Source organism: Streptomyces sp. NPDC042346, assembly GCF_055581845.1.
Window position 1 is genome coordinate 331,354 of sequence record NZ_JBVJEH010000007.1, and the last position, 13,389, is coordinate 344,742.

Consider the following 13,389-nt stretch of genomic DNA (forward strand, 5'->3'; position numbering starts at 1 on the left):
ACCCAGAGAGGAAGTCCCCTAAGTGTCCCCTGCCACACCCGCCCCGGAGACCGGGGGCGCGGCGCTCGAACTCCTCGTCCACGGAGTCGGCGGAGCCACCCCGCAGTCCATGCTCGACGACCCCAGGACCGTACGGGTCACCGGCGACCGCACCGCCGCCGTGTACCGGCGGGCCGAGGACCTCGACGCCGAGGACCACCCCGAGCGGTACGCCGCGCGGCCGGTACCGGAGGCGTACTGCTGGTCCAACCTCACCTCGGGCGACGGCACCCGCGCCCTGTGGCTGCTGCTCCTGCCCTTCATGGTCGCCAATCTGGCCCACTGGATGCGCCCGCCGGCCCAGGGCAGGCCGGGACTCGTCCGGCTGTACGGGGTCCTCGTCCGGCTCGTCGCCCTCACCCTCACCTTGCTTCTCACCGCCGCGGCCTGCGAGGTCGCGCTCGACCTGACGGCCTGGCAGTGCGCCGGCACCGATGCCTGCTCCGACGCGTACTCCTGGCTCGGCTTCCTCGCCGCCGACCGGGGCGGCTGGTGGTCCGCGCCGGGGCGCCGCCTCGCCCTCGCCGCGCTCGTCCCGACGGCACTCGTCGGCCTGCTCTGGTACCTGTCCAACCGGACCTGGAGCGCGTACGAGGCCCAACGCCCGCCCACGGGCTACGACGCGCCGACACCGGACCCGCGGACCGATCCGCAGGCCGATCCGCAGACCAAGCCGCAGGCTGACACGCAGCGCGAAGCGCAGCCCGATCAGGCCGACACGCCGCCCGACACGGAGGCCGCCGACAGCGAGGAGCCGGGACCCGAAGGCCCCGTGGGCCCCACTCCGCCCACCCCCGTCGAGCTCCGTCCCGCCCTCGGGCGTCCCGGCTTCTGGTACGGGCGCCGCCTCGTCGCCCGGCTCCGCGCCGCCCACACCGCCGCCGGGTTCCTGACCGTCGCCGCGGCCCTCGCCACCGCCACCGCCCGCCACGACACGGGGGCGGCCGCGGCCTTCGGCCTCGTACTCCGGACCGCACTCGTCGCCCTCGGCGCCGTCGTCCTCTGGGTCGTCTGCCGCCGGGGCCGCAGCGAGCGCCGCCTCGACCTGCGCGTCGAGCGCGCCCTGGTGTCCTGGCTGCCCGGCTCCGCCCTCGCCCTCCTCGCCCTCACCGCCCTGCACGCAGGCTGGTCCCGCCCCGGCTGGGCCTCCAGCGGCACCCTCCCCGGAGACGCCGCCTTCGGCGCCCTCACCCTCGCCCAAGGAGGCCTGGTCGTCGCCCTCGGCGTGGTCGCCCTGCTCCTCCAGCGCCCCCGCAGGGACCCGCGCACCGCGCTGCGCGGACTCGGCGGCCCCGCCGTCTCCATGCTCGCCTGCGCCCTGGCCGGGGTCATGTCCGGCGGCGTCGCCCAGCGCGTCGCCGACTGGCTCGACGGCTCCGGGGCGGGGCAGGGCCCCCGGATCGGCCCGCCCGTCCTGCTCAGCTGGCAGGCGTCCGTCATCCCCGTCCTGCTCCTGCTGCTGCTCGTCCCCGCCGCCCTCCTCGCCGTACGGACCGTGCTCGACGCCCGGCGGCTGCGGCCCGCCGTCGAGGCCGACTACGGCACCGCGGGCGAACCGGACCCCGTCCGTACGGGACAGATCGCGGCCGGCCGGGCCCGCGCGGCGCTCACCGACTCCGCACCCGTCCTCGTCGGCGTCGTCTCCGGCGCCACCCTGCTCCTCGGGGCCGCGTCCGTCGCGGGCGCCTGGGCCAGTGGCAACGTCCCCGGCCGGGCCTTCGACGGCGCCCACCCCGCGATCGCCTCCGCCGCCTCCGCCGCCCAGGCCGTCGGCTCCTGGATGATCGGCCTCGGCTTCCTGCTCTTCGTCACCTGGGGCCGCCGCGCCTACAAGGACGCCTCGGCCCGCCGCACCATCGGCATCCTCTGGGACGTCGGCACCTTCTGGCCGCGCGCCGCCCACCCGTTCGCCCCGCCCTGCTACGCCGAACGGGCCGTCCCCGACCTCACCTGGCGGATGAGCTCCTGGACCCGGGGCACCGGCGGCCGGCTCGTCATCTCCGGCCACTCCCAGGGCAGCGTCCTCGCCGCGGCCGCCGTCTGGCAGCTGCCGCCCGCCACCCGCGGCCGGGTCGCGCTGCTCACCTACGGCTCACCCCTGGAGCGGCTCTACGGGCGCTGGTTCCCCGCCTACTTCGGCCCCGAGGCACTGCGCGCCCTACACCGCACGGTCCACTGCTGGAGCAACCTCCACCGCGCCACCGACCCCATCGGAGGCCCCGTCCGCGTCCCCGCAGAGGCGGACCGGCCGGCCGTCGACGGGGACGTGCTGCTCGACCCCGTCGCGTACGGCCGCACCCGTGAGCATCCGCTGCCGGAACCGATCCTGGGCCACTCCGACTACCAGGCCGACCCGGCGTTCGCCCAGCGGCGCTCCGCGCTCCTCGACCGGCTGCCGCCCGCCCTGCCCCGCCAGCGCGAGCCGAACGACGGCGACCGTCAGGGGAGTTCGGGGAGGTCCTCCGGGTAGAGCAGCGTCAGGTCGTCCGTGCTCGGCTCGGCGAGCGCGGCGACCCGGCCCGCGTGCCGCTCCACCATCGACTCGAACGTCTGGCGCGCCGTACGGCCGTTGCCGAAGGCCGGGCCCTTCGGCAGCTTCGTGAAGTACGTGAGCAGCGCCTCGTCCGTGCCCGGCACGAGCCGGTACTCGTGGTCGTCGGCCTGCTGCCCCACGATCCGCAGCAGCTCGTCCGGCGCGTAGTCGCCGAAACTGATGGTCCGTGAGAATCGGGAGGCCACACCGGGGTTGACGGTGAGGAAGCGCTCCATCTCCGCCGTGTACCCGGCGACGATGACGACCACCGCGTCCCGGTGGTCCTCCATCAGCTTCACCAGCGTGTCGATCGCCTCGCGGCCGAAGTCCCGTCCCGAGTCCTCCGGCGACAGCGCGTACGCCTCGTCGACGAACAGCACCCCGCCGCGCGCCCGGTCGAAGGCCTCCTGCGTACGGATCGCGGTCGACCCGATGTGCTCGCCGACCAGGTCCACCCGCGAGACCTCCACCAGGTGGCCCCGCTCCAGGACACCCAGCGAGGCGAGGATCTCGCCGTACAGCCGGGCCACGGTCGTCTTGCCGGTGCCGGGGTTGCCCGTGAAGACCAGATGGCGGCGGACCGAGGCCGCCTTGAGCCCCGCCTCCTGACGCCGGCGCCCCACCTCGATCATGTTGGTGAGCGTCCGCACCTCGTGCTTGACGCTCTCCAGGCCCACCAGGGCGTCCAGTTCCCCGAGCACGTCCTGCGAGGAGCGGGCCTCGGGCACCGGAACCACCGGAGCCGGGGCGGCCGGCTGGGTGCGCGGCACGGGAACCGCCCCGAGGAGCCCCGCCGACTGCGTGGCCGCCAGGACGGTGCCGCCGTCGGGCACCGAGGAGCGGACCGCGCTCTCGTCGCTGGTGCAGTCCTCCGCGACCGCACCCTCCTCCGGGAACTCGTACCCGCCGCGCGCGCACCGCTCCGTACGGCACTTGCGCAGGCTCGTCCGGCAGCCGTCCGTCACATGGAAGCCGTAGCCGCCGCTGCCCGTGACCCGGCAGCCGGTGAAGGAGCCGCGGCCCTCGGCCGACACGTAGAAACCGGCCTCGGCGGGCGAGGTGACCGTGCACCGGTCGATCGTCGGGTCGGCGCCCTTGGTGACGATGACCCCGGTCTGCACGGCGTCGATCGTGCACCCCGCCAGGGTGCCGCCGCTGCCGTGGTCCCGGAACCAGGCACCGGTGGAGGCCTCCCGGATCCGGCAGTCGTCGAGCTGGGCCGTCGCCCCGTCGCTCACCGACACCGCCGTGTTCCGCACCTGAGACAGGTCGCTGTCGACCACGTCCACCCGCGAACCCCGGTCGAGGACGAAGAGCGCGTCCGGCACGTCGTGCACCCGGCAGGCGTCGAGGACCACGGTCGCGCCGTCGCTCACCCACACCGCCGGGTAGTCGCCCGTACTGTCGTGGATCTCGCACTGGTTGGCGTCCACGCGCGTGCCCGGGTCCCACACCGACAGGCCGTTGCGGCCGAAACGGCGGACCGTCGACCGGGTCAGCGTCAGCACCGAGCGCGAGCGCAGGTCGACCGCGTTCTCCGGGACGTCGTGGATGTCGCAGTCCGACAGCGTCAGGACGGCGTCCGTGTCGAGCGTGATGCCGTCCCCGGACGTGCGGTGCACCGACGAGTCGGTGAGGTGCGCGGTGGCGCGCGCCGCGATCTGGACACCGGCGCCCTTGATCTCGTACACCTCGCAGCCGATGCCCTCCAGGCCGCTGCCCTCGCCGGTGACCGCGATCCCGGCGCCGGAAGCATGGTGCACCCGGCAGCGCTCAAGGCGCGGATGCGCCCCTCCGCGCACCGATACGCCCGCCTGCCCGGCGGACACCACCTCACACTCCTCGAACACCCCGCCCGCGCCGTCGACGACGGCGATGCCGACACCGGCCGGGTTGTCGATCGTGCAGCGGCGGACGGTCGGGCGGGCGGCGCCCCGCACCTCGATCCCGGCGGCCGAGCGCGTCATTATCCGCAGATCAAGCAATTCGGGCGTGCCGTCCTCGACGAGCAGAGCGGGCGCGGCGACGTCCTGCCCCTCGATGTGCAGGTCCTGGATGGTGACGGAGGCGCGGACGGTTAGCGCCACCCCGTCCGGCGGCGCGATCCGCACCGAGCCGACCGTGCCCTCGGGGCCGCGCAGGGTGACGGCCCGCCGCACGACCAGGTTCTCCCGGTAGGTGCCGGGCGCGACGGTGAGGACGTCCCCGTCGCTCGCGGCCTCCAGGGCGGCGGCGAGAGAGGCGTACTCACCCGTGCGGCGCCGCCACCGCGATGTGCCGGTGTGCGTCACCTGGACCGTGCCCTGTGCCATGGGTGTGCCCTGCCCCCGCCTGATGCCTCGCCGCTGTGTCGATGCCCCACCGTAGCGCGCGCGGTGGGTGGGGGATGACGGGTCGAGAGGGCTGCTCGTCCGCATGCGAGGGAGGTGGTGTGAGGTGTACGGGTCGACTGCCGGTGCCGGTACCGGCACCCCCGCCGCGAGGTGTCAGCTGCCGGTGTCGGCACGGCCCCAGTCGGGGCCCGCCGAGGCCCACGCGCGGTCCAGGCGCGCGTATCGCCGCAGGACGAGGCGGCGGACCGCCAGGCGGCGGACGATCTCCACGAGGAGCCCGGCGAGGAGCGCGGCCATCAGACCGGCGATGACCGTGTGCGCGCGGGCCGTGCCCGCCGGCATCGGCGGGGACACCGGATGCCCCTCGCGGTCCGTCCACAGGGAGAACGTGTCGCCGGGGGCGGAGTGGCGCCTCGCGATGGCCACGACTCCCGTGCGGGCCGTGCCGTCGGGCGCGGTCCAGCGCGCCACCACGGAGCGGCGCAGCCGCTCCTCCCCGCCGGACTCGGCGGTACGGGGGCCGCTCGCCGGCCTGTCTTCGAGGCGCACGACCCGGGCCGTCGTCGGCAGCCGCTGCTCCTGCTGCGTGCGGACCGCACGCTGGAGCGAGCCGTGCGCCGACGAGCCGGCGGCCCAGCCGGCGAGGGGCACGAGCAGACAGAGGAGCGCGGCGGCGGTGAGGGCGACCCACGCCTCGACCAGGTCCGTGGTCCGGCGCAGGGGATTGCGCCGCCAGCGCCAGACTCCGGTGGCTGCCCGCACGTCAGGACCCCCTCGTTGATCGCCGCTCCTCCAACGAGTGTGCCCCGGGGCCGCTTTCCCCGCCTGTCGGGCGCGGGATTCGCGGGATTCTCAGTCGAGGATCTTCACGGGGTCGCCGACCCGGACCGTGCCGCGGTGCTCGGGGACGAGGTTCTGCCCGAAGATGACGCGGCCGTCGCGCTTGCGGTGCAGGGCGAGGGAGCGCAGCGGCTCCTTGCCCCGCTCGGCGGTGAACTGGTTCGTCGTGGTGACGACACAGCGCCCGCAGGGCCTGGCGACGCGGAAGGTGACCTCGCCGACGGCGAGCCGGGTCCAGCCGTCCTCCGCCCACGGCTCGGTCCCCTCGATCACCAGGTTCGGCCGGAACCGGTTCATCGGCAGGGGGCCCTCGTGGGCGTGGTCGCCGCCCGCGATGAGGGTGTTGAGGGCGTCGAGCGAGGCCGTGGCGGCGACGAGGAGCGGGTAGCCGTCCGCGAAGCTCACCGTCTCGCCGGGCAGCGCGTACTCCGGGTCGACGGGCCGCCGGTGCTCGGGCGCGTCCATGTGGACGAGCCGGGCGTCCGTCTCCAGGTACGCGGAGACCCAGGCGGCCGCCTCGCCGCCGGCCGGGACCGCCTCCACGTACTTGTCGAAGATCTCCATCGTGACCGTGGCCGTGGGGGACGGCACCTCGACCTTGAGCGTCGGGTGCCCGGGCGCGGACAGCGCGACGCCGCCGTCCGCCAGCGGCTCGGCCGTGGCCAACGCCATCCGGGGGTGACGGCGTTGGGTCACGACCTTGCCCGCGGCGTCGACGACGGCCCAGCGGCGGTCCCCGGCGAGCCCCCAGGGCTGCACCTCGGCCTCCGTGGGGGCCAGCGCACGCATGGCCTTCACCGGATGGACGTGGACGGAGCGGAGTACAGGAGTGGACATGCGGTCATCCTGCCAGCCGCTCCGGACCTCGTCGTCCGGAACCTCCCGGCCCGGTCAGTAACCCCCGCCCTGGTAGGGGCGGTTGTACGGGTCCTGATACATCGCCGGTGCCGGGGCCGGGACGGGCGCCGGTGCCGGTACGGGCCGCGGGGCGGCCGGGCGCATCGCCTCGTACCCCGCGGCGGCCGGGCGCGGCTGCTGCGGGTAGCCGCCGCCCTGGTAGCCGCGCGGGGCCACCGGCTGCTGCGGGATGTACGGGGTGGGGGCGTGCTGGAGCGGTACGGGGGCCATCTGCGGGGAGGGCTGCGGATAGCCGTACCCGCCGCCGTAGGCGGGGGCGGGGTGCGGGCTGGGCGCCGCCGGGAGGGCGGGCAGTGCCGCGGGGAGCGCCGGCAGGTAGGAACCGCTCGTGGGGAAGCTGCTGCCGGTGTCGTAGGCGGCGGGCACTCGGATCGGGGCGATCTGAGGCGTGCCCCGCTCCGCGACCAGGGAGTCGTAGATCGGGGTGTCCGGGAAGGACGGCGCGGTGTGGTAACCGCCTCCATAGGTGGAGCGGGGGGAGGTCATGGCACATAAGTTAAGCCCACGATGTGCTGGTTGGGGAGTCCCCATCTCAGGGTCATCCGATTTACGCTGTTTTTGTCCGCCTGACCTGCCAAAACAACGTTAAAGGCTGCGTTAACAACGAGGGTTTTCCCGCCGTCGGTACCCGTGGGTAACGAGAAGTGTCGGAAGGGCTACAAAGGGCTACGCCCGCGCGGCGGGCGTGGGTTTCCGGGACGTGAACGGAAAGCCGTCTCTCTTCGGTCCTCTCCGCTTCTCTCCGCTTCTCTCCGCTTCTCTCCGGTCGGGGCGAATGCCCGGCACAGAAGATCCGGCTCCGGCTCCGGCCCCGGCCCGGCCGTTCACTCGGCGACGTAGGTGCGGTACATCCATTCGAACACCAGGAGCCCGCTGCCGTCGTGGTGCGCGTGGGTGGAGCCGTTGGCCTTGTAGTGCTCGTAGCGGTTCCCGAGGAAGAGTTTGAACGTTTCCTCGGTGTTCTCGACGTAGCGAATCCTCTCCCCGTCCGGAACGGCGCGGCCACCCTGCAAGATCACGTTGGGTCGGTTGCTCATGAAGAACTCTCCTCCAGTTCGAATCGCCGGGTCGGTGCTGTCAGAAGGCGTCGGTGGGGACGTACGTGCCCCAGACTTCGCGCAGCGCGTTGCAGACCTCGCCGACGGTGGCGCGGGCCTTGAGGGCGTCCTTCATCGGGTAGAGGACGTTGTCCGTGCCCTCGGCCGCCTTCTTCAGTTCGATGAGGGCGACGTCGACGGCCGTCTGGTCGCGTTCGGCCCTCAACTTCGCCAGGCGGGCCGCCTGTTCCTCTTCGATGACGGGGTCGACGCGGAGGGGTTCGTAGGGCTCTTCGACGTCGATCGTGTAGCGGTTGACGCCGACGACGACCCGCTCGCCGCTGTCGGTCTCCTGCGCGATCCGGTAGGCGGAGCGCTCGATCTCGCTCTTCTGGAAACCACGCTCGATCGCCGCGACCGCGCCGCCCATGTCCTCGACCTTGGCCATCAGCTCAAGGGCCGCGGCCTCGACGTCGTCGGTCATCTTCTCGACGACGTACGAGCCCGCGAACGGGTCGACCGTGGCCGTCACGTCCGTCTCGTAGGCGAGGACCTGCTGCGTACGCAGAGCCAGACGGGCCGACTTGTCCGTCGGGAGCGCGATCGCCTCGTCGAAGGAGTTCGTGTGCAGGGACTGCGTGCCGCCGAGGACCGCCGCGAGGCCCTGGACGGCGACACGGACCAGGTTGACCTCGGGCTGCTGGGCGGTCAGCTGCACACCGGCGGTCTGGGTGTGGAAGCGGAGCATCAGCGACTTGGGGTTCTTCGCGCCGAACTCCTCCTTCATCACCCGCGCCCAGATCCGCCGGGCCGCACGGAACTTCGCGACCTCTTCGAGGATCGTCGTGCGCGCCACGAAGAAGAAGGAGAGGCGCGGGGCGAAGTCGTCGACGTCCATGCCGGCCGCGACGGCCGTGCGGACGTACTCGATGCCGTCCGCGAGGGTGAACGCGATCTCCTGCGCGGGCGAGGCACCTGCCTCGGCCATGTGGTAGCCGGAGATCGAGATGGTGTTCCACTTCGGGATCTCGGCCCGGCAGTACTTGAAGATGTCCGCGATCAGACGCAGCGACGGCTTCGGCGGGAAGATGTACGTGCCCCGCGCGATGTACTCCTTCAGCACGTCGTTCTGGATCGTGCCCGTCAGCTTGTCCGCCGGAACACCCTGCTCCTCACCCACCAACTGGTACAGCAGGAGGAGAAGCGAACCGGGGGCGTTGATCGTCATCGACGTCGAGACCTTGTCCAACGGGATGCCGTCGAACAGGACCCGCATGTCGTCGATCGAATCGATCGCGACACCCACCTTGCCGACCTCACCCGAGGAGATCGCCGCATCGCTGTCGTGGCCCATCTGCGTCGGCAGGTCGAACGCCACCGACAGGCCCATCGTGCCGTTCGCGATCAGCTGCTTGTAACGGGCGTTCGACTCGACCGCCGTACCGAAGCCCGCGTACTGCCGCATCGTCCAGGGACGGCCCGTGTACATCGACGGGTAGACGCCGCGCGTGAAGGGGTACGCGCCCGGCTCGCCCAGCTTCCCGGCGGGATCCCACCCCTCCAGAGCCCCCGGCCCGTAGACCGGCTCGATCGGCAGCCCCGACTCCGACTCGCGCGCCATGTGTTGTGCCTTCCCTCCTCGACGGGTCCACAGGAGCCGAAGCCCATGGTTACGAGCATCGACGGGCGGGCTAATGCGGTGCTCCCGCCGATCTAATCCCGGGACTTCGCAAGGGACTTGGCGAGGGACTTCGCGCGGTTCGTGATGCGACTGCGCGACAACGGAGGCGGGCGCCCGCCGGGGGACACCCCCGGCAGACGCCCGCCGTCGTACTCTCCGGCCCGCCGATGCTCAGACGGTGCTGAGGCGGTGCTGGGTCCTTGCCGAGCCGGTCCTCGTGGTCCCCGCGATGCCGGCGGCCTGGCCCGCCGCGCGGAAGCCGGCCTCGATCGCGCCTTCCACGAAGCCCACCCAGCCGCTGGCGATGTCACTGGTGGCGAACGCGATCCTGCCGTGCGGTCGCTGGATCGCCGGCAGCTGGTTCAGCATCTGCCCCGGGCGGCGCAGCGCCCAGCCGCCGAGCGAGTAGCGTGCCGCGCCCCAGTCCTGGGCCCGGTAGTCGATGAGTTGCGCCTCGGGAAGCACGGTCCGCAGCGCGGCCTCGATGTCCGCCCGGTTCGAGACGTCGATCGCGGGCTTGCTGTTGAGCGCCATCAGGAGCTGGCCCTCCGGGGTCTCGCTGTGCGAGAGCACGGTCATGAAGGGATCGCCCTCGGCGCCGCTGACGACCTTCGCCTCGGTCATGCCGCGTACGTGGAGCCAGAGTTTCCGGCTGTTCGCCACGCCCACGCCCTGCTGCGTGGCGGTGCTGTGCACCGCGGGCAGGCCGGGGTTGAACGTGATGGTCTTCCACACGTTCACCGGTACCGCCACGACGACGGTACGCGCCGTGAAGGCCTGGCCCGCTTCCGTCACGACCCTCACCGACGTACCCGTGTCGGTGATCGACGCGACCGGAGCGTTCAGCCGGATCTCCGCCCTGGCGTCGGCGAGGATCGCCCGGATGACGCTGCTCATGCCGGTGGCGACGCGCTTGCTCTGGGCGCGGTACCACGTGTCGGTGCTCCAGCCCGCGAGGGACCACCACTGGGCGAGCGCGGTGTAGGCGCCGTAGGTGCTCGATCCGCCGGACTGCCCGGCGGTGATGCCGTTGATCCAGCTCTCGTCGGCGGCGCTGAGGTTCAGCTGGTCGAGCCGGTTGCGCAGCGAGAGGCCGTCGACCTCGCGGACCAGGTCACGCCGGGCCAGGGGGTTGTTGGGGTCCGGGAAGAAGGTCCTCGATCCCTCGAAGAGCTTCTCCAGGAGCGCACCCTGCCGGGTCTGCAGTTCGGCGAGGGAGAAGGGCGCGGGGCCGTCCGCGGTCGGCATGATCGCCTTCGCCGGGAGGAGGCCGTGGGCGGTGGCGATGCCGTAGCGGTTGAGCTCGGCGGTGATGAGCGGCTGGGACTCGTCGACGAACTGTCCGCCCATCTCCACGGGCTGGTTGACGAACGTGTCGGTCCAGGTGCGGCCGCCGACCCGGCCGCGGGCCTCCAGCAGGAGCGGGTTGAGGCCCTTGGCCCTCAGCTCCCGCGCGGCAATCGCGCCCGCGAAGCCGAGGCCCACGACGATCGCGTCGTAGCAGCCACTGGCCGCGGAGGCATGTGCGTCCGTGCTGCCGAGGGGACCGGGGATCGCGCCGATCGCGGCGGCAGCGGTGGTGAGCCCGCCGGCCTTGAGCAGTCGCCGACGGGAGAGCCCGACGGCGCGACGTATGGCGGGCTGGTTGTCTTCACTCACTGGGTTGTCCTCAAGTTTCCTGTGATCGCTCGTACATGGAGCGTGGAAGGGCGACGTGAGGAATCGACGGCTGCCCGTGCGGCTCGGGAACCGCGGACGCAGCCCGCGTTCGCGAGGCAGGGCGATCGGAAGTGATGCCAACTCAGTGCGGATGGGACCCAGGTGAACCTCCCGGATCCCTCACGGTGACGGGACCGAGGCGACTCCGCGTGCGCGGTCGCGTCGGTCTGCCCCCGGTGCAGCTCCCCCGTAAACTCGTGCAATTCCCCGTGTGTACCTGCAGTGCGGGTGGTGCGGGTGGTGCGGCCCCCGCGTGTTGCGACCGCGGGGGCCTTCTCTCTCGGGAGGTGACGGTTACCGACCGTCCTCCACGTCAGTCGCGCCAGGCGCCGGCGGCCGCGGCCTCCTTCACGAACAGGGCGAAGGAGCGGGGCGGCCGGCCGAGCGCGGTCTGCACGCCGTCGGACAGGTGGCTGTCCATGTCCCGCCGGATCGGGCCGACCGAGTCGGCGTAGTCCTCGGCGTCCGCCGTGGGCCAGCCCTCGGCGACCAGCTCGGCCACGAAGTCCTCGGGCGACAGGGACACGTAGCGCACCGAGCGGCCGGTGGCGTCGGAGATGAGGTCCACCACCTCGCCGATGGTCAGCGCGCTGGGCCCGGACAGCTCGTAGGTCTTGCCCACGTGCTGGTCCTCGGTGAGCGCCGCGACCGCGACCGCGGCGATGTCCTCGGCGTCCACGAAGCTCGCCGCGCCGTCACCGGCGGGCAGGCGCAGCTCCCCGCCGAGCACCGAGTCGCGGAAGAAGCCCTCGCTGAAGTTCTGGGCGAACCACGCCGGCCGCACGACGGTCCACTCCAGACCGCTGTTGCGCACGGCGTCCTCGCCGTCGATGTGGGTCCTGCCCGCGATGCTGTCCTCCTTGGCGTAGCCGGGGACGTCGGCGCCGCGGCCCGACAGCAGCACGATGCGCTCGACCCCCAGCTCCTTCGCGCGCTGCACGAACGGCCGCGTCAGCTGCTCGCCGTCCTGAGGAACGATGAAGACCTTCTTCACGCCGTCCAGCGCGGCGTCCCACGTGCTCCGGTCCGTCCAGTCGAAACGGGGGTCGCTGGAACGCGAACCCACGCGCACCGCGACACCCTTCGCGCCAAGTTGGGCCACGGCGCGTCCGCCGACCTTGCCCGTACCACCAGTGATCAAAATCGGGTGCTCAGTCATGAGGCAACTAAATCCTCCGGCGGGGGGACGGAGCCATGGCTGAGACACCCAGGTCGATGTTCGAGCGTCTACATTGGAGGGGTGGACACGTTAGCGAAACTGCTGGACGGGGTACGGGCACGCGGTGCCGTGTTCACCCGGACGGTCATGACCCCACAATGGTCCCTGCGCTTCGCGAGCGGCGCCCACCTGACCTTGGTCGCCGCGCTGAACGGGCGGGTCTGGATCACCCCGGCCGACGGCGAGCCGATGGAACTCGGCTCCGGTGACATCGCCGTCCTGCGAGGCCCCGCCCCGTACACCGTCGCCGAGGACCCCGCGTCGCCGCCCGGACGCGTCATCACCAGCGCGGACTACTGCGCCCGCACCGCGCGCGCGGTCGTGGTCGGCGAGCCGGCCCCCGACCCGCGGACGTGCGGTGTCGACGAGCCCGGCTCGGCCCTCCTGATCAGCGGCGCCTACGAGGACCGGACCGGCATCAGCGACCGTCTCCTGGACGCCCTGCCGGACGTCCTCGTCGTACCGGAGGCCGACAGCGACCGTACGCTCCTCGCCCTGATCGCGGCGGAGGTGCGCCACGACAAGGCGGGCCAGCAGGCCGTCCTGGACCGACTGCTCGACCTGATGCTGGTCTCCACCCTGCGCGCCTGGTTCGACCGGCCCAAGAACCACGCACCCGTCTGGTACCGGCCCACGGACGACTCCGTCGTCGCGAGCGCCCTCCGGCTGATGCACGACGACCCGGCGCACCCGTGGACCGTGGCGACCCTCGCCGCCAAGGTGGGTGCCTCCCGGTCGGGACTCGCCCGCAGCTTCGCCCGCCACGTCGGCGAGCCGCCCATGACCTACCTGGCCACGTGGCGCGTCGCCCTGGCGGCCGACCTGCTCCGGGACACCGACGACACGGTGAGCTCCATCGCCCACAAGGTGGGGTACTCCAACACCTTCGCCCTCAGCGTCGCCTTCAAGCGCTGCCGCGGCATCACCCCCACACAACACCGTGCGGCGGTTCTGCACAGCCGCGGGCTGAGCGCCTGACCCGCGGCGCGCGTGCAGCGCGTGCGAGGACCCCGGCGGCCACGCGGGCCGCCGGGGTCCTTGAGTCTCGGTGTCGGTGTCGGTGTCGGTGT

General features: G+C 72.6%; 10 protein-coding genes. 2 read left to right on the plus strand and 8 right to left on the minus strand.

All coding sequences use genetic code 11. The features are described from left to right. The first annotated feature begins 22 nt into the window (after positions 1-22). Positions 23-2,509, plus strand: coding sequence for a hypothetical protein (locus tag ACZ6K0_RS27705; protein WP_469232319.1), 2,487 nt, complete (start codon positions 23-25; stop codon positions 2,507-2,509). On the opposite strand, the gene ACZ6K0_RS27710 is transcribed toward ACZ6K0_RS27705, so the two are convergent. From ACZ6K0_RS27710 to ACZ6K0_RS27745, 8 genes are all read right to left on the minus strand, one after another. Further along, positions 2,479-4,884, minus strand: a complete 2,406-nt coding sequence (locus tag ACZ6K0_RS27710) for a right-handed parallel beta-helix repeat-containing protein (protein ID WP_469232317.1) — start codon at positions 4,882-4,884, stop codon at positions 2,479-2,481. The two genes, ACZ6K0_RS27705 and ACZ6K0_RS27710, sit on opposite strands and share 31 nt — an antisense overlap. 174 nt (positions 4,885-5,058) lie before the next feature. Continuing rightward, positions 5,059-5,667, minus strand: a complete 609-nt coding sequence (locus ACZ6K0_RS27715) for an Rv1733c family protein (protein ID WP_376396414.1) — start codon at positions 5,665-5,667, stop codon at positions 5,059-5,061. Between the two features lie 90 nt (positions 5,668-5,757). Beyond that, positions 5,758-6,582, minus strand: coding sequence for an MOSC domain-containing protein (locus ACZ6K0_RS27720; RefSeq protein ID WP_376396411.1), 825 nt, complete (start codon positions 6,580-6,582; stop codon positions 5,758-5,760). 54 nt (positions 6,583-6,636) lie between these two features. Beyond that, positions 6,637-7,149 carry a DUF6643 family protein gene (locus tag ACZ6K0_RS27725; RefSeq protein WP_376396408.1) on the minus strand — a complete coding sequence of 171 codons (513 nt, stop codon included), beginning with the start codon at positions 7,147-7,149 and terminating at the stop codon, positions 6,637-6,639. A 338-nt stretch (positions 7,150-7,487) separates the two neighbouring features. Next, positions 7,488-7,700 (minus strand): DUF5988 family protein, encoded by a 213-nt coding sequence (locus ACZ6K0_RS27730; RefSeq protein WP_376396405.1) that lies wholly within the window; start codon positions 7,698-7,700, stop codon positions 7,488-7,490. Positions 7,701-7,740: 40 nt separating this feature from the next. Next, positions 7,741-9,321, minus strand: a complete 1,581-nt coding sequence (locus tag ACZ6K0_RS27735; RefSeq protein ID WP_469232314.1) for an acyl-CoA mutase large subunit family protein — start codon at positions 9,319-9,321, stop codon at positions 7,741-7,743. A 231-nt stretch (positions 9,322-9,552) separates the two neighbouring features. Next, positions 9,553-11,040, minus strand: coding sequence for a flavin monoamine oxidase family protein (locus tag ACZ6K0_RS27740; RefSeq protein ID WP_376396399.1), 1,488 nt, complete (start codon positions 11,038-11,040; stop codon positions 9,553-9,555). 373 nt (positions 11,041-11,413) lie between these two features. Then, positions 11,414-12,259: an NmrA family NAD(P)-binding protein gene (locus ACZ6K0_RS27745; protein ID WP_469232312.1), complete on the minus strand. Its 846-nt coding sequence runs from the start codon at positions 12,257-12,259 to the stop codon at positions 11,414-11,416. Positions 12,260-12,340: 81 nt separating this feature from the next. On the opposite strand from ACZ6K0_RS27745, the gene ACZ6K0_RS27750 reads away from it, so the two are divergent. Next, complete coding sequence (locus ACZ6K0_RS27750) at positions 12,341-13,297, plus strand: AraC family transcriptional regulator (RefSeq protein WP_376396394.1); 957 nt, start codon at positions 12,341-12,343, stop codon at positions 13,295-13,297. The last annotated feature ends 92 nt before the right edge of the window (positions 13,298-13,389 follow it).

Coding starts and splice junctions, on each gene's coding strand:
- ACZ6K0_RS27725 (WP_376396408.1), bottom strand. CDS start 7,149: ATGACCTCCCCCCGCTCCACCTATGGAGGCGGTTACCACACCGCGCCG.
- ACZ6K0_RS27745 (WP_469232312.1), bottom strand. CDS start 12,259: ATGACTGAGCACCCGATTTTGATCACTGGTGGTACGGGCAAGGTCGGC.
- ACZ6K0_RS27735 (WP_469232314.1), bottom strand. CDS start 9,321: ATGGCGCGCGAGTCGGAGTCGGGGCTGCCGATCGAGCCGGTCTACGGG.
- ACZ6K0_RS27730 (WP_376396405.1), bottom strand. CDS start 7,700: ATGAGCAACCGACCCAACGTGATCTTGCAGGGTGGCCGCGCCGTTCCG.
- ACZ6K0_RS27710 (WP_469232317.1), bottom strand. CDS start 4,884: ATGGCACAGGGCACGGTCCAGGTGACGCACACCGGCACATCGCGGTGG.
- ACZ6K0_RS27720 (WP_376396411.1), bottom strand. CDS start 6,582: ATGTCCACTCCTGTACTCCGCTCCGTCCACGTCCATCCGGTGAAGGCC.